Consider the following 20406-nt stretch of genomic DNA (forward strand, 5'->3'; position numbering starts at 1 on the left):
ACATTAAAAACCAAAAGACGAATAACGAGATCTGGCTTGTAGTGAGCGCGTTACCTCGGTGTCTTTTAGCCTGGGGGGCCCCCGCCGCGGGGAAGCGACCCCGGGGCGGGCACACTGCTGTCGTTGTGCCGGTCTCCCACGCGGAGACCGGCACAACTGCCGTTATCCGATATTCGCAGACAAATCCGGGAGCATCCGCAGCACTTCGGCCTCCCAATACGTCCAGGAGTGAATACCGGTCGCGGGGAACGAGTACACGACATTGTTCGCGCCCAGAGTCATCATCCGTACCTGGAAGGACCGGGTATTGACCAGCGCCAGCGCTTCGAGCGCCATCCCGTTCACGGTGTTGCCGTTGAATCCGTCGCCCGGACCGGGCAGCGCGCTACCGGCCGAGATCCACAGCCTCGTGTTGTGGTCGCGCAACAGCGGAGCGAATACGAAGGGGTCCATCCGCAGCCACTGCGGGCTCCACGGTGGCGCCATCGAATCGACGTTGTAACCGCCGGCGTCGATCATGCCCACCCGGATGGCCTCCCGCATACCGGGCGCGGAGACATTCAGATAGCCGGAGTAGGAACCCGCGAAACTGAACTGGTCGGGGTGGTAGGCGGCCAGGGTGAGCGCGCCGCTGCCACCCATCGACAGCCCGAAGACGCCGTTGCGGTTCGGGTTGAAGCCGAGCCGGTCGCGCAGTGCCCAGCGCAGGTGCTGGTTGATGAAGGTCTCCCAGGCGTAGCGGTAGCTCTTGCCCGGCCCTTCCGATATCACGTTGAGGGCGCCCGAACCGGAGGACGACCCGGTCGGGGGCGCGCCGAAGAACGAACTCGGCGCGTTCCAGTCCGCGTAGAAGCTGGACATACCGCCGATCGGCATGACGACATTGATATTCCAGTCGGTCAGCGCGTTGGCGACGTTGGTATCCATCTCCCAGCCGCTGTGCGTCTCCGGGGCGCGCATACCGTCCAGCGCGTACACCACGCGCGCGGTGTTGCCGTCCTTGGCGCGGAAGACCCGGGACCGGATCGGGCCCATCTCGGGAGAGTTGACCCAGAAATCGAAGCCGGCCGGGTTCGGTGCCGCCCGGACCTCCGGCGCGGAATTTGTCAACCCCACCGCGAGGGGCGCCAGCAGTGCCACGGCCATCCCCATCACCCATCGCCGCGCCCACCGATGGGGCCGCGCCGATCCGGGCCTACGCGCACTTCGCATTCGACTAGACCTTTCGCCTGGACAGCCGGACAGCAAATCACGAGCTACGTTACCGGCCCCATATCGGATCCATAGACCTCGGCGCTCCGCCGAAGCGCGGGCCGTTACCTGACGCGTGCTCCTGGTATATCAATCGACCAAATGTACGCCCTCGTTGCCGTGAAGTGGTGTAGGTCACACCAAATCGGCAGGCGCATATATAGACGCGTTGCCGTGCCCCTGATTCCAGGGGCACGGCAACGTTCTCGCAACACGTACGGCCGCGCTCGCGGCCCCGTCCGGCTCAGCCGATATTGGCCGAGAGATCCGGGATCATCCGGTACACCTCGGTGGACCAGTACCGCCAGTTGTGCACCCCGACCGCCGGGAAATCGTAGGTGACGTTGCGGGCGCCCAGCGCGCCCATCCGTACCTGGAAGGCCCGGGTGTTGGCCAGGGCCAGCGCCTCGAGGCCCATGGCGTTGACCGTGTTGAAGTCCAGGCCGTCGGCGGCCGCGGGCAGACCGCTACCGGCGGAGATCCACAACCGGGTGTTGTTGTTGCGCAACATCGGGGCGAAGACGAACGGATCCATCCGCAGCCATTGCGGGCTCCACGGCGGCGCCATCGCATCGATATTGAAACCGCCGGCGTCGAGCATGGCCACCCGCAACGCCTCACGCATACCGGGCGCGGAGACATTCAGGTACCCGGAATAGGAAGCCGCGTAGCGGAACTGATCGGGGTGGTAGGCGGCCAGGGTGAGCGCGGCGCTGCCGCCCATCGACAGGCCGAAGACGCCGTTGCCGTTGGGGTTGAACCCGAGCCGGTCGCGCAGTGCCCAGCGCAGGTCCCGGGACAGGAAGGTCTCCCATTTGTAGGTGGTCGACAACCCCGGCCCGGCGGCCGAGCCGGAGGCCAGACCGGAACCCGAATCCCCCGCCGATCCGGTGAGTTCCCCCGCGCTACCGGAACTCCCGAGCCCGAAGAAATTACTCGGCGCGTTCCAGTCCGCGTAGAAACTCGAACGGCCGCCGACCGGCATGACCACGTTGATATTCCATTTGGTCAGCTCCGCGGCGACATCGGTATCGATCTCCCAGCCGCTCAGATCGTTGCGGGCGCGCATACCGTCCAGGGCGTACACCACCCGGGCGGTATTGCCGTCCGCGGCGCGGAAGATCCGCGATTTGATCGGTCCCATCTCGGAATCGACCCAGAAGTCGAATCCGCTGGGGTCGAAACGCGCGGACGCCGGCGCTCCCGGCCCGGCCACCGAAAAGCCCAGGGGTAGTACGAACGCCAGCGATAGCAGTGCCGTTCGTTTCAGCCAGCCGCGCAGACGCCCGCCCGGATGTCCGGTCGTGGTACCGCGGCCGTTCACACCTCGCATTGGTTCCCGCCCTCCGTCGTGCGGCAGCTGCGGCCGCGCGGTCGACGTCCGGCACCGGATACGCCGGGCCCGGACGCCAGCACCTTAACCCGAGCCGGGAGCGCCCGCCCACCGGGAACCGCACGATGCCTTCCCGCTGCCGGGAAGCTCCCGGAAAAGCGCAGATCAGCGCGGCGCGGTTATGGGATCTACCAGGCCGCAGCGCTGAATCTCATACTTCGGCACACGATCGATCCGATATGAGGCGAATTCGAGAGCGTGCCGCAGGTTGTGCTTGAACCGGTCGAAAGTCAACGGGCCCTTGTAGGAGAGCATCAACGCCTGGGTTTCCGGGCACGACATCGCGACATGCGCCTGCGCGACCCAGTCCTCGTCCATGTACCAGGGCAGCCACGGTTTGCGGTCCACCATGCCGGTTTCCACGATCACCCAGTCCGGATACAGGCTCTTGTCGTGCCCGATCCGCCCGTCGGTGAGCCGCTCGGTATGCGCGGCCAGCGGGAAGGCCAGCCCCATCGGATCGATGACCCGCACCTCCAGCGGAACGTTCATGCTGGTCATACCGAGATTGAGGAAGTAGACGGTATGCCCGGCGCCCTCCGGCGGGATGGGCATGGGCGGCGGCGCGATGTACCAGAACATGAACGAGGGCGAGTTGAGCAGCAACCCACCGTCCGGGGTGTTCTCGATCCCCTCCACCATCGGCCGCATCCGGGCGTAGTCGAGGTAGTCCTCGGCGCGAATCGGGTGATCGTGGCCGGTGTTGAGAACGTAGTAGATCCGTTCGTCCACGATGCCGGACTTGTTGATCGTGGTTCCGGTCTTGATCGCGGTGGTGCCCGAGGCCAGCAGTGCCCAGGCCAGGGTCGCGGCCAGCGCGACCACCACGATCGCGAACGCGGGAAGCTCGCGGCGCGGCAGCGACCGCAGGCCGGCCGCCGGCAGCCGCAGCGGAATCACCGCCACCGGCAGCAGGAACAGGAACAGCTGCGGCAGCAGCATCCGGCCGTGCATGAAGTCGCCGCCCACTCGCAGCGCGTACACGGTGAGGATCACCGCGGCGGTGAGCACCAGCGTCACCACGGCCGCGGGTGAATGCAACCGGACGCGCAACCGGCGGACACGGCCGGCGACGGGGCGGTCCTCGTGCTCGTCATCCGAATCGGCGAACGGCCGGGTGCGGTACGTGCGCGCCACCGCCACCCCGGCCACCAGCAGGACGACCAGCGGTACATACAGGTAGTACGGTCCGGCCAGATCCCAGAGGTAGGTCAGGCCCTGCCCCCATTTGGCGCCGCCGGCGTCCTTGGCCACCGCGGTGTTCGGGTACGGCAGCCCGTAGTAGCCCATCCGCCAGACCTGATAGCCCAGCGGCACGGCACCGGCCACCGCCACCAGCAGCATCCGCAGCAGCCAGGGGCGCAGCCGGGATTCGGGCATCGGGGCGAAGAAGATCAGCAGCAGTGCCAGACCGCCGACCACGGCCATCTCGGGCCGGATGAGCGGCGCCAAGCCGGCCAGGAAGGCGAGCACGAGAACGCCCGCGACACCGGGCCGCACCGTTTTGGCCCAGCGGATCAGCAGCAGCCACAGCAGCGCGATCCAGCAGATGACCAGGCAGTTCTCCAGGCCGGAGGTTACGTAGTCGCGAGCCGGCGGAACCGAGATATAGGCGAGCGCGCCGGCCGGGATCAACAGCGAGGACGACGCCGGACCCCAGAGTTTGCCGGTGCCCAGCATGGCGAACAGCAACGCCAGCAGCGATAGCGTCAGCGCGATCGCGAGCACGACGTATTCCAGCCGGGCCTGGGTCACCCAGCTGAAGAACCAGACGACATAGGTCCACGCCGTACTGGTGTTGGTTTCCACCCGTTCGCCGGGATTGAACACCGGGCCGTTGCCGGCCAGTAGGTTGCGTACCGTGCGGAGCACGATGAGGCCGTCGTCGGCGATCCAGCGCCGCTGCCAGCCGCCGAAGGCGAACAGGGCGACGGTGACCACGATTCCACCGGCGAAGACTCCACGCGAGATCCGCGCGGAACGCGGCGACGAGCGCGACTGCTCTGCGGCAGCCGGCTCGTCGACGTGTTGTTTTTCCGCTACTGCAATCTCGTCAGAAGAGATAGACAGCGACACCTACCGCTCCGATCCACGCTATGGCGAGCAACTGCAGGACGCGGTCTCCGAGAGCGATCTCTTCCGGTTCACCGGCTTTACCGCCGTCGACATCCACCGCGTAGCGCAGAATCGCGATGGTGAACGGGATCATCGAGATGACGAACCATTCGGTGTCCTTGGCGGCGCCCTGTTCGAAGGCCCACAGTCCGTAGAAGACCACAACCGCGGTGGCGGCGAGGCTCCAGGCGAATCGTAGATAGGTCGGGGTGTAGTACTCCAGCGATTTGCGAATCTTGGCTCCGGTGGCCAACGCCAGTTGTAGCTCGGCGTAGCGCTTTCCGGCGGCCATGAACAGCGACCCGAACGCCATGATCAGCAGGAACCACTGGGACAGCGGGATGCCGGCGGCCACACCACCGGCGATGGCGCGCAGCAGGAAGCCCGAGGACACGATGGAGATGTCCAGGACCGCCTGGTGCTTGAGCCCGAAGCAGTAGGCCAGCTGTACACCGATGTAAACCCCGATGGTCACCGCCAGCTGCCAGGCCGCCAGGAACGACAACCCGATCGCGCCCAGCAGCAGCACCGCCGCGAGCAAGAAGGCCAGATTCACCGGGACCACACCCGCCGCGATCGGACGGTACCGCTTGGTGGGATGCGCCCGGTCCGCTTCGACATCCATGGCGTCGTTGACCAGGTAGATGCCCGAGGCCGCCATGCAGAACACCACGAACGCGATGGCCACGTTGCCGAGCACATCCAGTTCGATCACCGAACCGGCGGCCATGGGCGCGGCCAGCACCAGGACGTTCTTCACCCACTGTCGCGGCCGGACCGCCTTGATCAGGCCCGACGCCAGCGACTTGGGTGGCCCCTTCCTCTCGGCGTCGGCCAGATCCGCGCCGGTCGGCTCTTCACTCATCAGGGGCAGCGCCTTTTCATCTTGTGCGGTCACTGTCGAGTCTCTTTTCGGCGGCGAGCAGGGCAGCGGCGGACGCGGCGCCGAGTGCGGAACCCGCGAGCACATCGGAGGGGTAGTGGACCCCGAGAACGACCCTGGACAGCAACATCGGCGGTACGAGCACCGCAGGCAAGGGTAGCCCGGTCAATTTTCCGAGCAGCACCGCCGCCGCGGTTGTGGAGGTCGCGTGCGAGGACGGGAAGCTCAGTTTGCTCGGCGTCGAAACGTTGACCTGCACCGACGGGTCGTGCGGGCGGGGTCGCCGCACGATGCGCTTGATGACGATGGAGGCCGCGTGGGCCCCCACCGCGCCGACCGCGACCCCGGCCCACTGCCGGCGCCGGGGCTTGTCGGTCAGGGCGCCGACGGCGGCGATCGCCATCCAGCCCAGCGCGTGCTCACCGAAATGCGACATGCCGCGCGCCGCGGAGACCACCGCGGGCGTCGCGATAGCACCCTGGACGGCTTCGATGATCGCGACCTCGGGACCGCCGCTACGCGCCGCCCCGGAGTCCCGCAGACTCGGATTCATCGCGTTCACCGGCGGTTCTCCCCGTCGCTGTCGATACCGAAGACCTTCTCCCACGCGGCGGTGCCGGTGAGTTCGGCATGCGCCGCGCGGTACTGCCGCCGCATTTCGGGCAGCCGGTCGGCGAGTTCCTTACGCAGCCGCAGCGCCTCACGCAGCAGTCCGTAGGCCTGCCGCGGATCGCGTTTGCGGTACACCACCCCGCGGCCGTCCGCGGTGGTGACGGTGACGCCGTCGACCTGCGAGAGCAGGAACCAGCGCGCGTCCAGCGTGGGGACGTTGAGCTGCGGCCGGTCGTGGTGTTCGGTGTGGGCGGGACGCAGGTTGTGCAGCAGGCCCTTGCCGAGCCGGACGATCTTGGCCAGCGGGTTGCCCGGCTCACCGACCGCGCCGACCCCGATACCGCTGGCCAGCGGCAGTTCGGTGGAAGACGGCAGGATCACCGCGTCCGGATACTGTTTACGCAGCTCGTGGACGGCGCCCAGCGCGCTCGGCAGCAGTTCGAACAGCCGCTGCGGGCCCGCCAGGAAGTCCTTGATCGCGAGGTTCTGGATGGCGACCGTGGAGTACTCCAGGCAGAGCAGATGCTTGAGCGTGGCCTTGACGGTGTTGGCGACCATGGCCCGGCCGTTGCCCGGCTGGTGCAGCGCGGCGACCACCAGGCGGTTGCGCAGATGGAAGTACGCCTGCCAGTCGATGGCGTCGTCCTTGTCGCTCCACGCCATATGCCAGACCGCGGCGCCGGGCAGGGTGACCGTCGGATAGCCCGCCTCGCGGGCGCGCAGACCGTATTCGACGTCGTCCCATTTCAGGAACAGCGGCAGCGGCTGGCCCAGCTCCTCGGCGACCTGCCGGGGGATCACACACGTCCACCAGCCGTTGAAATCGGTGTCGATCCGCCGGTGCAGCAGTTTCGAGTTGTCCCGGTCGAGCAGCGGGTACTTGGCGAAATCGTGGTCGTATTCGACGTTGGGCGCCGCCGACCACATGAAGATATTGCGGTCGACGACCTCGCCCATCACATGCAGATGCGAACGTTCCTGCAGGTTGAGCATCTGCCCACCCACCAGCACCGGGGATTTCGCGAACCGGGCGAAGGCCAGGGCGCGCAGGATCGAATCGGGTTCGATCTCGATATCGTCGTCCATGTAGACGATGAACTCGGCACTGGTGGTTTTCAGCGCCTCGTACATCACCCGGCTGTAGCCGCCGGAACCGCCGAGGTTGGGCTGGTCGTGGATGGCGAGCCGGTCGCCGAGCACCGCGGCGGCCTCGTCGAACCCGGGTTCGTCCACGACCTTGCGGGTGCCCTGATCGGGGATGATCACCGCGTCGATCTGCGCCAGCACCAGCGGATCGGCGCCGAGCGCCTTCAGCGTGGTGACCGCGTCGGTGGGGCGGTTGAAGGTCGGCATCCCGACCGCGATCCGGCCCTCGCCCGGCGCCTCGACCGGTGCGTACCAGCCACCGGCCACCAGCGTCACCGCGGTATCGGTGGTGATGTCGAACCAGAGCCAGCCGCCGTCCTCGAACGGGCCGAAATCGGCTTCCATCTCGACGAACACCGTCTCGGAACCGGAGGCCACGGCGAACTCGCGGCCCTGGACGTGGATCCGCGACCCGTCGGCCTTGGAGCGGTACAGGTCGACCCGGCCGTGCCCGGCCAGTTCCAGCCGCAGCACCACGGAGTCGAGGCTGCTCCAGCGCCGCCAGTAGCTGGCCGGCAGCGCGTTGAAGTAGGTGCAGAACGACACCTCGGACTCCGCACCCACCGAGAGCGAGGTCCGGGTGGTGGCATGCGCGCGGCGCGCGTTGGTATCCGATTCCTCCAGATAGAGGGTGCGCACATCGAGCGGCTCACCCGGCCGGGGCAGGATCACCCGCTGCAGCAGCGATTTGGCTCGGGTGGCGGACGCACTGTGCGCCAATGATGCAGAGGTCATACGTCGTTGTTCTCCTCGGCCAGCGGCGCACCCGTTTCCAGATGCGGGCGCAGCACATTGTCGAACATGTTCAGCGCGCTCGCGATGGCCATATGCATGTCCAGATACTGGTAGGTACCGAGACGGCCGCCGAACAGAACCTTGGACCCGGCGGTCTCCTGTTTGGCCAGCGCGCGATACGCGGTCAGTTTGGCTCGGTCCTCGGGGGTGTTGATCGGATAGTACGGTTCGTCGCCGGTCTGGGCGAAACGCGAGTACTCGCGCATGATGACCGTTTTATCCGTCGGGTAGTCGCGCTCGGGATGGAAATGCCGCGGCTCGATGATCCGGGTGTAGGCCGGATCGGCGTCGTTGTAGTTCATCACCGAGGTGCCCTGGAAATCACCGATGGGCAGGACCTCGGTTTCGAAGTCGATGGTGCGCCAGCCCAGCTCACCCTCGGAATACTCGAAATAGCGGTCCAGCGGGCCGGTGTAGACGACCGGGGCGTCCGGGTTCTGTGCGCGCAGTTCGTCGCGGACGTCGAACCAGTCGGTATCCACCCGGACCTCGATCAGCTCACTCGCGGCCATGTTCTCCAGCCACTTCGTATACCCCTCTTTGGGCAGGCCCTCGTAGGTGTCGTTGAAGTAGCGGTTGTCGAAGGTGTAGCGCACCGGCAGGCGGGTGATATTGCCGGCGGGCAGTTCCTTGGGGTCGGTCTGCCACTGCTTGGCCGTGTAGTTGCGGAAGAACGCCTCGTAGAGCGGGCGGCCGATCAGCGAGATGGCCTTTTCCTCGAGGTTCTGCGCGTCGGCGGTTTCGATCTCGGACGCCTGTTCGGCGATCAGGGCGCGCGCTTCCTCGGGCGTGAAATAGCGGCCGAAGAATTGCGAGACCAGGCCCAGACCCATCGGGAACTGATATGCCTGGCCTTTGTGCAGGGCGAATACGCGGTGCTGATAACCGGTGAACTCGGTGAACTGCGTGACGTAGTCCCATACCCGCTTGTTCGAGGTGTGGAACAGATGCGCGCCATATTTGTGGATCTCGATACCGGTTTCCGGTTCGGGTTCGGAATAGGCGTTGCCGCCGATATGCGGACGGCGGTCCAGCACGAGAACTCTCTTGCCCAGTAGGTTCGCGCTGCGCTCGGCGATGGTCAGCCCGAAGAAGCCGGAGCCGACGATGATCAAGTCGAACTGTGCGGTGTTATCTGAGTTACCCGGAGACGATGCGGCGGTCACGGGAGCCCAGCGTATCGGAAGCGATTCCCGGCGCCAGTCGGGATCGACCACCCGCGGGTAACCCCTGGTGGGCGGCGCGCGCGGCGCCCGGGAACACCTCCGCCGGGACCGGTGGGTACCGGCCCCGGCGGGGAAGGGGTGTCCGGAGTGAACCGCCCGGATCAGCGGTAGCCGTACGGCGCGGCGCCGTAGCCACCGGCCACGGCCGGCATCCGCGCCGCATCGATCCACCGCTTGGTGGGGGCGATAGCGGCCAGGACCAGGGTGATCACCGCGAAGACCGGCGCGGAGAAAACGTTGAATCCGCCGGTCGACGCGGAGGCCAGCACCGCGACCGTCAGCACGATCGACGCGACACAGCCGACGATGACCAGAACGCGCCCGGTATTGCTGCGGCGCAGCAGCAGGATGCCGCCGATCAGGAGCAGCAGAGCCAGCACGCTGTAGGCGATCCCCAGCACCACACCGATACCCCCGAGATCGAAGTCGAGATCGATATCGGGTCCGCCGCTGCTGGAACTGGAGCTCGAACTGCGCCGGCGGGCACCGGTGGCCAGGGCCGCGCCGCTGGTCAGCGAGCTATCGGAGGTCGCGGCCGCGAGAATGAACATCCCGATCGCGCTGAGCGCGCTGGCGACCCCGCCCAGCAGAGCCAGAATTCCGGCGGTGATCCCGGTGCCGCCGCCGGGCGCGGCCTGATATCCCATGGGTGCCGGATACCCCGGCCCCGGATAGGCCGGACCCGGCGCCGGGTAGGCGGGTGCGGCATACCCCGGCGGGTGCTGGGCGGGAGCCGGATACGGCGCCGGATATCCCGGCTGCTGTGGCGGCTGACCATACGGATAACTCATGGGACCTCCCCCTCGTCACAGTTTCGGGCACTGTACCGCGACCCGATGACGAACGCTGGTCCCACCTGATGTGAAACACCCACGTCCGCACCCGGATTCGGGGGCGGACGCAGGCGTCACCGCGACCGCCTATTCGAGATTGTTATCGGCGTAGATCCGCATCGCGTCCCGGACGAACGCCGCCGTTCCCTGACCGTGGGCGTCGTAATTCGCACCGAAACGCTCGTCGGCCACATACATTTCACCGAGACCGGCGAAATAGTGCGCATCCGGCCGGCGACCCTGCCACCCGCCGGTCACCCATTCGTAGTGCCGGGCGGTGATCGCCTGAACCTCCGGATCGCCGGGTGGCAGGCCCGCACGGTGCGCACGCCCGAAATCGCTCGCGATATCGAGCTGAGCCTGCTGGAACGCGCGTTTCTCCGCTGTACTCAGCGAACGCCACCACCGGTCGCCGCTCCGGTAGGCTTCGGCGCCCCACCGTTCGGTGACCTCGTCCCGGTACCGCGTATGGTCGAATTCCTCGAAGACTTCTGCCGCCACGAGTCGTTCACCCCTTTCCAACTTGACCAATGTGGTGTGTACCGACTCGATACGGCGCCCGATCCGGTCCCGCTCCTCCCGCAGCAGTTCCAGTTGCGCGCGCAACGCGGTGGCCGCGTCGCTCTCCCCGGACAGGATCCGCCCGATCACCGGAAGCCCCACGCCGAGTTCGCGTAGCAGCAGGATGCGCTGCAGGCGTACCAGCGAGGTCTCGTCGTAGTAGCGGTATCCGTTGATCCCGATCCGGCTCGGCGGCAGCAGTCCCATCTCGCCGTAGTGGCGCAGGGTGCGGCTGGTGGTCCCGGCAGCTTTCGCCAGGTCCTGGATCGACCATTCGCCCGTGCGGGATCCCGCCGCCACGCCCGCTCACCTCTTCCGTATCGCGTCGATGTCATCAGGGTGCGAGTTGACGCTACGTAAAGGTCAAGCCCGGGCGACAGCGGACCGTCGGTGTCCTGCGCGACCGCTCGCGCCGCGGCCTCCGATCCGCCGCGGCGCGAGGACGTCCGGGCGCTATGACCCGGAGAAGACCTGGGTCGTCTCCATATCCACCCGGATGGGCGGCGTCCCGGGAACGGTCGCCGGCCGGTCGCCGTCGAGCACGCCCGGAGTAGCGGGCGCGGGCGGGCCGCCGGGTTCGGCGCGACCCGCGGGCACCCGGGCCGGGGCGGTCCCGGCGGGCGCGGCGTCACCGGCCCCGAGACCCGAACTGCCCGATTCCGTCCCGGGATCGGTCGCCTGCGGTTCGGTACCCGGATCGGTCGCCTGCGGCTCGGCGCTGCCGGAACCCTGTTCCACGCCCGGTACCAGCTGCATCAGGGTGGTGAAATCGACCACCTGCGCGCCGAGAGCCGGGGTGTAGATGATGACGCCGTTCTCGAACAGCCGGTAGCGACCGGCATCGTCGGGTAGCGGCAGTTCGGGGGTGACCGGCAGACCCACCGCACTGCGGGCACCGCCCATCTCCGCGTAGGCGGTGTCGATCGGCGAGGGAGTCGTACCGGGCGCGACACCGGGCAGCGCGCCATCCGGCGATACCGGCAGCGACCCTTCCGGTGTGCGGGGCGCCGGCCCGCCGGGCATCCCCGGTGTGGCGCCCTCCGGCACGCTCGCCGCGCGATCGGGATACCCGGGTGCGGTGGCGGGCGGCGGGGTCACCACGGTGAGCTCATCTGGTGTCGGGCCGACCGCGAAGGTCTGGATATCGGCCGGACTACCACCGTCCGGGGCAGCGGAATACTCCGCGCGCAGGATCCGGCCGTCGCGCAGCAGGACTCGGCCGGCCGTCGACTCCACGGCGGCGGTGGTGCGCGGATCCTCCTGCTCGGTTCCGGTGTAGACCTGGCAGTCGGTGGTATCGCAGGTCTGGGCATAGGGCCAGCGGCTCTCGGCCAGGGCGTAGGAGCGCGCCGCGATCGCCTGCGCCGCCAGCGCGGCGGGCTCCCAATCGGGCGGCATCTCCGCCGGGACCACGCCGAGCAGGTAATCCTGCACCTCGACCCGGTTCACCGTGCGGGCCTGGCCGTCCTCGAGGGCCGCACCCAGCGAACCGCGGTAGGCGCCGCCGCCGCACAGGGTCAGATGCTCGTTCGCGGGGCGCCCGGGATTCGGGTCGACCGGGTACACCCAGGGGTCCTGTACCGGGGCCTCCCAGAGCACCGCGCCGTCGCAGCCGGCGGTCACCACCGCCTGCGCGCTGCCGTCGGGCTGTGGGATCAGCCGGACCGCTTCGCCCGCACCCACCAGCTGCCCGGCGACCCGGACGCCGGCGTCGGAGAAGACGACCGGTTCCTGCCCGTCTCGGCCCTGCAGCCGGACCGATACCGACGCGGGGCCGATGGTGCCCACCTCCGCGCCGGGGTAGTAGTGGGCCAGGATCTGGTCGACATTGCGGCCGTCCCGCGCACTCTGCAACGCACCGTGCTGGCTTAGCCCGCGGCCGTGCCCCGGACCCGCCTCGGCAATCATCCGGTATACCTCGCCGGCGGTGGGCGTGAGCAACGATCCGCCGATGACCAACGCGGTGGCGCCACAGGCCAGAAGTGGGCCGGGCCGAATCCTGCGACCTCGCATCGACTGCGGCAAACCGGGTACTACCAGCGGATTCCCCAGTCTCGGCGGCACTTTCGGCCGAGCTGTGTGTTTTCGGTACGGCATCCACGCACTCCCATCGTTTGCCCGGACGTTTTGCCTCGGCACGACGTCGGCATGTCGTTTCGACCGGCCACGATCCGGGAGCTACATTCGAGCGACCAGGTAAGCCTCAACCACAGGTTTAGATTTGTGACGGATGTGGCTAGTGTGGTCCGTGAGACTCGAGTACGCAAGCATGACTTGCTCACCGATCACCGGTTTCAACCCTGATTGGAGACGCTCGTGCCCCACCGCAAACCGAAGCGTTCCGTTGTCCTGCCGGTTGTCGCGTTAGTTGCGGTGGCGGGCCCGATCCTGGTACCCACCGTCAGCGGACGCGACAAGTCCGCCGACCAGGTGGAACTCACCGCCGTCCCACCCCGGCTCAGCGAGCTGGCGCTGAAGAGCGCCCCCGATATCGTGCTGCCGCTCGGTGAACTCAGTGGTCTCGACCTGCCCGACCTGCGCCTCTCGGACCTGCAATCGCTGGGTATGCCCGGTGCCACCCCGAACGAGCCGGTACCCGGGCGGCAGCTGCCCGGCCGCGCGCCCGGCCTCGGTTTCGTCACCGAGGCGCCCGGCGCCACCCCGGCCGCCGACACCCCCGCGCTCACCCCGGGCATCATCCCGCCGGAATTCATGAACGCCGTCGGTGCGCAGGTCAAGGAGCTGACACGCGAACAGCCGTTCAGCATGGTCGCGCTGACCGCCCCCGAACTCGCCGACACCACCGTGATGATCCGCGCCAAACAGCCCGACGGCGGCTGGGGCCAGTGGTACGAGGCCAGCCCGATCGACGGCGCCGACGGTGTGCCGAACGGCAGCCCCGCGGGCACCGATCCGATCTATGTCGGCAACACCACCGCCGTGCAGGTACTGGTCACCCGTAAACCGCAGCAGTCCCCGGCCCCGGGCGGCCTGCGCACCCCCGCCGCCGCGGGCGCACCGCAGCCGCCGCCCGATCTCACCGCCGTCCTCATCGACCCCGGACGCGGGGCGGTCGACGACCACCTCGACAACATCGCCGCCGCCCTGCCCGACGGCGGGCCCCGGGTGATCGCCCGCAATCAGTGGGGCGCCGACGAATCCATCCGCTGCCAGGAACCCACCTACGACGACGGGCTCGGCGGGATCACCGTGCACCACACCGCGGGCCGCAACGACTACAGCAAGGCGGAATCGGCCGGGATCGTCCGCGCGATCTACGCCTACCACTCGCAGACGCTGGGGTGGTGCGATATGGGCTACAACGCCCTGGTCGACAAGTACGGGCAGATATTCGAAGGCCGCTACGGCGGCCTGAACCGGACCGTCCAGGGCGCCCACGCGGGCGGATTCAACGAGAACACCTCCGGCGTCGCGATCATGGGCGACTACCAGGCCGAACAGCCCACCGACGAGTCCATCGAGGCGGTCGGCAAATTCATCGGCTGGCGGGCGCGCACCGCGGGGCTCGACCCCAAGGGCACCACCACGATGTACTCCGAGGGCACCGAGTTCACCCCGTATCCGCAGGGCGCGGAGGTGAAACTGCCGGTGGTCTTCGCTCATCGCGATGTCGGCAACACCAGCTGCCCCGGCGACGCCGCTTATTCGCAGATGGACCGCATCCGCACGATCGCGGCCGGCGAGGCCGGGGGCACCGGCGGCGCACCGCGCAGCCAGGCCAGCAGGTCCGATCTCGCCGCGCTGGCCGATCTCACCTCGCGGCTGCTGAACATGGTGGGCGACAATCTCATCGCCAAGTACTGGGTCTCCAAGGGCGGCCCCGACGGCCCGCTCGGCCAGGCCGCGTCCGAGCCCCGGCCCGCCGCACAGGGCCAGCAGTACGCGGAATTCGTCAACGGGAACGTGTACACCGCCCCGGACGGCCAGGCCTACGAGGTGGTGGGCAAGATCCTGGATCGCTTCCTGGAAATGGGCGCCGACGCGGGCGCGCTCGGCCTGCCGCTGAGCAACCCCTACGAGGTTCCCGAGGGAATGCGCACCGATTTCCAGCACGGCTCCCTGATCCTGAACCAGGTCACCGATGTGGTGAGCACGCTGTGGAAGACCTACAACGACAACCATCAGGACCAGGTGCAGAACGGGAACACCGGCCCGGCGCCCCCGCCCCAGGCGGTGAACCCGGCTCCCCTGGCCGCGCCCGGGCAACCCGGCGCCCAGGGGCAGGCGCCCGTACCGCATACCGCGCCCGGCCCGCAGGGCGCGGCTCCGGGCCCGGCTCCGGTCGATACGCCCGGTCCCGCGCCGGCCGCCGAGCCCGGGCCGGCGGCCGTGGACCCGCAGACGAATCCACAGATCTCGACCTCGGGAGATCCATCGGCGATATCCCCGCAGGCCGGGGCTCCGGAGGTGGCTCCCGCCCCACAGCCGGCGGCCCCCGCTCTAGTACCGGGACAGAATCCTGCCCCCATCGATATCCCGGTCCCCCCGCCCGGCGCCGAACCGGACCCCGGGGCCCCGGCACCGGCCCCTTCGCTGCCGGCACCCGCTGCCTGAGTCCGCTCGCTTCCGACCTGTGCCGAACCGCCGCGGTGGTTCGGCACAGTGCTGTCCGGCCACGATCGGCGCAGCGTGTCACCGCGCCGATCACGAGGCACCGCGTCAGGCGCGCCGAGACCCGCGGCCCCGGATCACGATCCCGGCCCCCCACCACCGCTCCAGCACCTGCGCCACCCCGTCCTCGGAATTGGTGCCGGTCACCTCGTCCGCGGCCGCGAGCGCGTCCGGGTGGGCGTGACCCATCGCCACCCCCAGCCCCACCATGCGCAGCATCGGTATGTCGTTGGGCATATCGCCGAAGGCGACCATATCCCCGGCGGCGATCCCCAGCCGGTCGCCGATGGTGCGCAGGCCACGCGCCTTGGTGACCCCGGGGGCGGAGATCTCGACGAGGCCGTGGTCGGTCGAGTAGGTGATATCCGCCCGGTCGCCGATATGCCCGGCCAGCGTGGCCGCCATATCGCCGCTGCTCGCACCGGGTAACCGGATGAGCATCTTGATCGCCGGGCTGTCGATGACCTCGTCCCGCGCGACCGCGGTGTCGTCCGGGTTCAGCCACGCGTGTTCGTAGGTCGGAGAGCTGACGAATTGCGGAGTGGCGGCATCGTGCGCCGTGGCGCCGACCCGCTCCGCCGCGAGCCCGCAGCCCGGCAGCACCTTCTCCGCGAGGTCGGCGAGCCAGGCCAGCGTCGGCACGTCGAGGGCGGTGGTGGCCAGCACCCGGTCGGCGTCGGCGTCGTAGAGCACCGCCCCGTTCCCGCAGACGCACAGCGGCGCGAAACCCAGCCCCGCGACCACCGGCGCGATCCAGCGCGGTGGGCGTCCGGTGGCCAGGACGAACGGCACACCGTCGGCGACCAGCGCCTCGACCACGGCTTTCGTCCGCGCCGTGACCCGCTCGTACGGGTCGATCAGGGTGCCGTCCACATCGGAGGCCACCAGCTTCGGTCGGGTCTGCAGCGCTGCGGTCACCTGCTCCATTCTGCTGTGTCGGCCGGGGCCGCCCGAAGGCGCCCGGTATCGCGAACACGCAGCGTGCCGTCCATCGCGCATGTGGCGGGGTTGCTCCCTATGATCGGGGGCTACACCTGATCGCGAGGGGAACGATGGCCGGCTTTCTGCTACGACGCGCGCTCAACTACGTCGTGCTGCTGCTCTTGGCGTCCTTTCTCACCTTCAGCCTCGCGTCGCTGACCTTCCGGCCGCTGGACAGCCTGGAACAGCGCAATCCCCGGCCACCCCAGTCGGTGATCGACGCCAAGGCCGAGGAACTGCACCTGGACGAGCCGATTCCGCAGCGCTACCTGACCTGGATGAAAGGGGTGGCGCACGGCGATTTCGGCGAAACCCTCAGCGGGCAACCGGTCAGCGAGGAACTGGGCCGCCGGGTGGCGGTGAGCCTGCGGCTGCTGATCGTCGGTTCGGTGATCGGCACGGTGCTCGGGGTGCTGATCGGCGCGGCGGGCGCGATCCGCCAATACAGATTCAGCGACTACTTCACCACCATCGTCTCCCTGCTCATCCTGTCCACTCCGGTGTTCCTGCTGGCCACGCTGCTGAAATACGGTGCACTGGAGATCAACTCGGCGACGGGACAGCAGATCTTCCTCTACACCGGCGAAACCTCCGCCGGCCATATCGAGGGTTTCGGCCCCCAGCTCCTCGACCGGGTCCAGCATCTGGTGCTGCCGACGCTCACCCTGGCACTGGGCGGAATGGCCGGATACAGCCGCTACCAGCGCAATGCCATGCTCGATGTACTGCAGAGCGATTTCATCCGGACGGCCCGGGCCAAAGGCCTCACCCGCAACCGCGCCCTGTACAAGCACGGTCTGCGGACCGCGCTCATCCCGATGGCCACGCTGTTCGCCTACAGCCTGGGCGGATTGATCACCGGCGCCACCTTCACCGAGAAGATCTTCGGCTGGCACGGCGTGGGCGAATGGCTGGTGGATTCCATCAACGCGCAGGACATCTACGTGGTCGCCACGGTAACGGCGTTCGCGGGTCTGGTGGTGCTGGTATCGGGCCTGCTCTCCGATGTCGTGTACGCGGTCCTCGACCCACGGGTGCGGGTCTCATGACGACGACCCGGCGCGACCACCGATATCCCCGCGAATCCACCAGGGGCGCAGCGTGAGTATCAACGAAACCGAGATCCTGGTCCAGGGCGCGCCGGAACCGGCCGCCACCGGACGGCGGAAGCTGGTGTTGCGCCGCTTCCTGCGCAACCGGCCCGCCCTGGTCGGCGCGGCGATACTGCTCCTGCTGTTCGTGGCCGCTTTCGCGCTACCGCCGCTGCTGCCCTACGACTATCAGGAACTCGATTACACGGCGTTACTGCAGCCGCCCAGCCCGCAACATCCGTTCGGTACCAACGAGATCGGACAGGACGTTCTCGCCCAGACCCTGCGCGGCCTGCAGAAATCCCTGATCATCGGCATCTGCGTGGCTCTCGCGTCGACCACGCTGGCCGCGCTCGCGGGTGCGGTGGCGGGGCTGCTGGGCGGGTGGACCGACCGCGCGATCATGTGGCTGGTCGATCTGCTGCTGGTGGTCCCGAGTTTCATCATCGTGGCGCTGTTCGCGCCGCGTACCAAGGGCAGCGGTTCGATTCTGCTGCTGATCGTGCTGCTCAGCGTCTTCGGCTGGATGATCAGCGCGCGGATCGTGCGCGGGCTCACCATGAGCCTGCGCGAGCGCGAATTCGTCCGGGCCGCGCGCTATATGGGCGCGCCGACCTACAAGATCATCCTGACCCATATCGTGCCGAATATCGCCTCGATCCTGATCATCGACACCACGCTGACCATCGGCGCCTCGATCATGGCCGAAACCGGGCTGAGCTTCCTCGGTTTCGGCGTCCAGCCCCCGGATGTGTCGCTGGGGACGCTGATCGCCAACGGCACCAGCTCCGCCATGACCTACCCGTGGATGTTCCTGTTCGCGGGCGGGCTGCTGATCATCACCGTGCTCTGCGCCAACCTGGTCGGCGACGGCCTGCGCGATGCGTTCGACCCGAGCGCGCAGCGGGCGCGCTCCCGGCCGTCCCGTAAGGCCCGCCGCGCGCAACGGGCACAGGACGCGCAGAAGCAGCAGGTGCGGGCATGACCGGGGAGACGACGATCATGGACAAGACCGGCACCGCCGGCGGCCACCGCGGCGCACCCCTGCTCGAGGTGTCCGATCTGCGGGTTTCCTTTCCGAGCGAAGAGGGCCGCGTGGAGGCCGTCCGCGGCGTGGACTACACGGTCGCCGACGGTGAGGTGCTGGCGATCGTCGGCGAATCCGGTTCGGGCAAATCGGTGTCCTCGCTGGCGGTCATGGGCCTGCTGCCCGACCAGGCGCGGGTCACCGGGTCGATCCGGTTGCGCGGCCGGGAACTGCTCGGCCTCGGCGACAGGGAGTTGTCGCAACTGCGCGGCAGCTCGGTGAGCATGGTGTTCCAGGACCCGCTCTCGGCGCTCACACCGGTGTACCGGGTCGGCGAGCAGATCGCGGAGGCGCTGCTCGCGCACGGCGCGATGAGTAAATCGGAGGCGGCCGAGCGGGCGGTGGAACTGCTCGACCTGGTCGGTATCCCCGATCCGGAACTGCGGGCCAAGGCGTTTCCGCACGAGTTCTCCGGCGGGATGCGCCAGCGGGTGGTGATCGCCATGGCGATCGCCAACGATCCGGCGCTCATCATCTGCGACGAACCCACCACCGCGCTCGACGTCACCGTGCAGAAGCAGATCCTGAACCTGCTGCGCAAGGCGCGCGATATCACCGGCGCGGGCGTCATCATGATCACTCACGACATGGGTATCGCGGCCACCATCGCCGACCGGGTCGCGGTGATGTACGCGGGCCGGGTGGTGGAGACCGCGAGCACCGCGAATATCTTCCGCAATCCCCGGATGCCATACACCGTGGGCCTGCTCGGGTCGATCCCCCGGATGGACGGCCCCGCCCGGGCGCCGTTGATCCCGATCGTCGGCGCTCCCCCGGCCATGCACGCGCTGCCGCCGGGGTGTTCGTTCGCGCCGCGCTGCCCGGTGGCGATCGAGGACTGCCGGGCCGCGGAACCGCCGCTCACCGAGGCGGTCCCGGGGCACAGCGCGGCGTGCATCCGCACCGGCGAGGTGGGCCCCGAGGCGCTCTTCGATGCCTACCGGCGCGATATCGGCGAACCCGAACCCGCCCCGGACACCGAATCACGCACGGTTCTGAAGGTGACCGATCTGGTGAAGACCTTCCCGATCACCTCCGGAATCCTGTTCCGGCGCAACAAGGGTGAAGTGCGCGCGGTCGACGGGATCAGTTTCGAGATCCGGGCGGGCCGTACGCTCGCCCTGGTCGGCGAATCCGGTTCCGGTAAATCGACCACCCTCACCCAGATCCTGGACCTGGCGAGACCGCAGGCCGGAACCATCGAGGTGATGGGCCGCGATACGGCCACGCTCACCCGCGCCGAGCGCCGTGACCTGCGCCGCAAACTTCAGATCGTCTTCCAGGACCCCACCGCGTCCCTGGATCCCCGGCTCCCGGTCTCCGATGTGATCGCCCAGCCGCTGCGGATCGCCGGCCGCCCGAAGTCCGAGATCGATACGCGGGTTCCCGAATTGCTGCGGCTGGTGGGGCTGCGCCCGGAGCACGCCGACCGGTATCCGGCCGATTTCTCCGGTGGGCAGAAACAGCGCATCTGCGTCGCGCGTGCCCTGGCACTGGACCCGGAACTGCTGGTGCTGGACGAACCCGTTTCGTCACTGGATGTCTCGATCCAGGCGGGTGTGCTGAACCTGCTGCGCGAATTGCAGGCCGAGCGCGGCCTGTCGTATCTGTTCGTCTCCCACGATCTGTCGGTGGTACGCAACCTGGCGCACGATATCGCCGTCATGTACCGCGGCAAGATCGTCGAATCCGGCCCGGCGGAGCAGATCTTCGGCGATCCGGCACACGAATACACGCGCGCGCTGATCGATGCGGTGCCCGTACCCGTGGTAGAGGGTTGACCGAGATGTTCGGGGATCG

General features: G+C 68.2%; 15 protein-coding genes. 4 read left to right on the top strand and 11 right to left on the bottom strand.

The genetic code is table 11. The features are described 5' to 3' along the window. Positions 1-162 precede the first annotated feature (162 nt). The 10 genes from ACWDU1_RS04440 to ACWDU1_RS04485 form a co-directional block, all read right to left on the bottom strand. The gene (locus tag ACWDU1_RS04440; RefSeq protein ID WP_449995863.1) at positions 163-1212 is read right to left on the bottom strand and encodes an alpha/beta hydrolase; all 1050 of its coding nucleotides are present in this window, start codon (positions 1210-1212) and stop codon (positions 163-165) included. Positions 1213-1495: 283 nt separating this feature from the next. Then, a complete protein-coding gene (locus ACWDU1_RS04445; RefSeq protein WP_449995864.1) occupies positions 1496-2584 on the bottom strand; it encodes an alpha/beta hydrolase in 1089 nt (362 codons plus the stop codon). A gap of 165 nt (positions 2585-2749) precedes the next feature. Beyond that, entirely contained in the window at positions 2750-4720 is a 1971-nt protein-coding gene (gene zomB, locus ACWDU1_RS04450; RefSeq protein WP_449995865.1) for a flagellar motor control protein ZomB, read from the bottom strand. Continuing rightward, a complete protein-coding gene (locus tag ACWDU1_RS04455) occupies positions 4698-5624 on the bottom strand; it encodes a decaprenyl-phosphate phosphoribosyltransferase (protein WP_449995889.1) in 927 nt (308 codons plus the stop codon). Before ACWDU1_RS04455 ends, zomB begins: the two co-directional genes overlap by 23 nt. Before the next feature lie 16 nt (positions 5625-5640). Further along, positions 5641-6195 (bottom strand): phosphatase PAP2 family protein, encoded by a 555-nt coding sequence (locus ACWDU1_RS04460; protein WP_449995890.1) that lies wholly within the window; start codon positions 6193-6195, stop codon positions 5641-5643. A 5-nt stretch (positions 6196-6200) separates the two neighbouring features. Next, entirely contained in the window at positions 6201-8135 is a 1935-nt protein-coding gene (locus ACWDU1_RS04465; protein ID WP_449995866.1) for a glycosyltransferase, read from the bottom strand. Beyond that, entirely contained in the window at positions 8132-9361 is a 1230-nt protein-coding gene (gene glf, locus ACWDU1_RS04470) for a UDP-galactopyranose mutase (protein WP_449995867.1), read from the bottom strand. Before glf ends, ACWDU1_RS04465 begins: the two co-directional genes overlap by 4 nt. 161 nt (positions 9362-9522) lie before the next feature. After that, a complete protein-coding gene (locus tag ACWDU1_RS04475; RefSeq protein ID WP_449995868.1) occupies positions 9523-10212 on the bottom strand; it encodes a hypothetical protein in 690 nt (229 codons plus the stop codon). 129 nt (positions 10213-10341) lie between these two features. Continuing rightward, positions 10342-11115: a TipAS antibiotic-recognition domain-containing protein gene (locus tag ACWDU1_RS04480; protein ID WP_449995869.1), complete on the bottom strand. Its 774-nt coding sequence runs from the start codon at positions 11113-11115 to the stop codon at positions 10342-10344. Positions 11116-11268: 153 nt separating this feature from the next. Next, complete coding sequence (locus tag ACWDU1_RS04485) at positions 11269-12723, bottom strand: SpoIID/LytB domain-containing protein (RefSeq protein WP_449995870.1); 1455 nt, start codon at positions 12721-12723, stop codon at positions 11269-11271. A 408-nt stretch (positions 12724-13131) separates the two neighbouring features. Between ACWDU1_RS04485 and ACWDU1_RS04490 the strand changes: the two genes are divergently transcribed. Next, positions 13132-15390, top strand: a complete 2259-nt coding sequence (locus tag ACWDU1_RS04490; RefSeq protein ID WP_449995871.1) for an N-acetylmuramoyl-L-alanine amidase — start codon at positions 13132-13134, stop codon at positions 15388-15390. Positions 15391-15495: 105 nt separating this feature from the next. Here ACWDU1_RS04490 and ACWDU1_RS04495 read toward each other — a convergent pair whose 3' ends face one another. After that, on the bottom strand, positions 15496-16374 hold the full coding sequence (locus tag ACWDU1_RS04495; protein ID WP_449995872.1) for an HAD family hydrolase: 879 nt from the start codon (positions 16372-16374) through the stop codon (positions 15496-15498). Between the two features lie 125 nt (positions 16375-16499). Here ACWDU1_RS04495 and ACWDU1_RS04500 point away from each other — a divergent pair, with 125 nt between their 5' ends. Genes ACWDU1_RS04500 through ACWDU1_RS04510 form a run of 3 tightly spaced genes read left to right on the top strand, consistent with a single transcriptional unit; the run spans position 16500 to position 20387 of the window. After that, positions 16500-17477, top strand: a complete 978-nt coding sequence (locus ACWDU1_RS04500; protein ID WP_449995873.1) for an ABC transporter permease — start codon at positions 16500-16502, stop codon at positions 17475-17477. 58 nt (positions 17478-17535) lie between these two features. Continuing rightward, a complete protein-coding gene (locus tag ACWDU1_RS04505) occupies positions 17536-18504 on the top strand; it encodes an ABC transporter permease (RefSeq protein ID WP_449995891.1) in 969 nt (322 codons plus the stop codon). A 17-nt stretch (positions 18505-18521) separates the two neighbouring features. Continuing rightward, on the top strand, positions 18522-20387 hold the full coding sequence (locus ACWDU1_RS04510; RefSeq protein ID WP_449995892.1) for an ABC transporter ATP-binding protein: 1866 nt from the start codon (positions 18522-18524) through the stop codon (positions 20385-20387). Positions 20388-20406 lie beyond the last annotated feature (19 nt).

Source organism: Nocardia sp. NPDC003345 (assembly GCF_053589395.1).

Excerpts from the sequence above, each read along its gene's own strand:
- ACWDU1_RS04440 (WP_449995863.1), bottom strand. The coding sequence starts at position 1,212 with ATGCGAAGTGCGCGTAGGCCCGGATCGGCGCGGCCCCATCGGTGGGCG.
- ACWDU1_RS04445 (WP_449995864.1), bottom strand. The coding sequence starts at position 2,584 with ATGCGAGGTGTGAACGGCCGCGGTACCACGACCGGACATCCGGGCGGG.
- ACWDU1_RS04455 (WP_449995889.1), bottom strand. The coding sequence starts at position 5,624 with ATGAGTGAAGAGCCGACCGGCGCGGATCTGGCCGACGCCGAGAGGAAG.
- ACWDU1_RS04460 (WP_449995890.1), bottom strand. The coding sequence starts at position 6,195 with ATGAATCCGAGTCTGCGGGACTCCGGGGCGGCGCGTAGCGGCGGTCCC.
- ACWDU1_RS04465 (WP_449995866.1), bottom strand. The coding sequence starts at position 8,135 with ATGACCTCTGCATCATTGGCGCACAGTGCGTCCGCCACCCGAGCCAAA.
- ACWDU1_RS04475 (WP_449995868.1), bottom strand. The coding sequence starts at position 10,212 with ATGAGTTATCCGTATGGTCAGCCGCCACAGCAGCCGGGATATCCGGCG.
- ACWDU1_RS04485 (WP_449995870.1), bottom strand. The coding sequence starts at position 12,723 with ATGATTGCCGAGGCGGGTCCGGGGCACGGCCGCGGGCTAAGCCAGCAC.
- ACWDU1_RS04495 (WP_449995872.1), bottom strand. The coding sequence starts at position 16,374 with ATGGAGCAGGTGACCGCAGCGCTGCAGACCCGACCGAAGCTGGTGGCC.
- ACWDU1_RS04500 (WP_449995873.1), top strand. The coding sequence starts at position 16,500 with ATGGCCGGCTTTCTGCTACGACGCGCGCTCAACTACGTCGTGCTGCTG.
- ACWDU1_RS04510 (WP_449995892.1), top strand. The coding sequence starts at position 18,522 with ATGGACAAGACCGGCACCGCCGGCGGCCACCGCGGCGCACCCCTGCTC.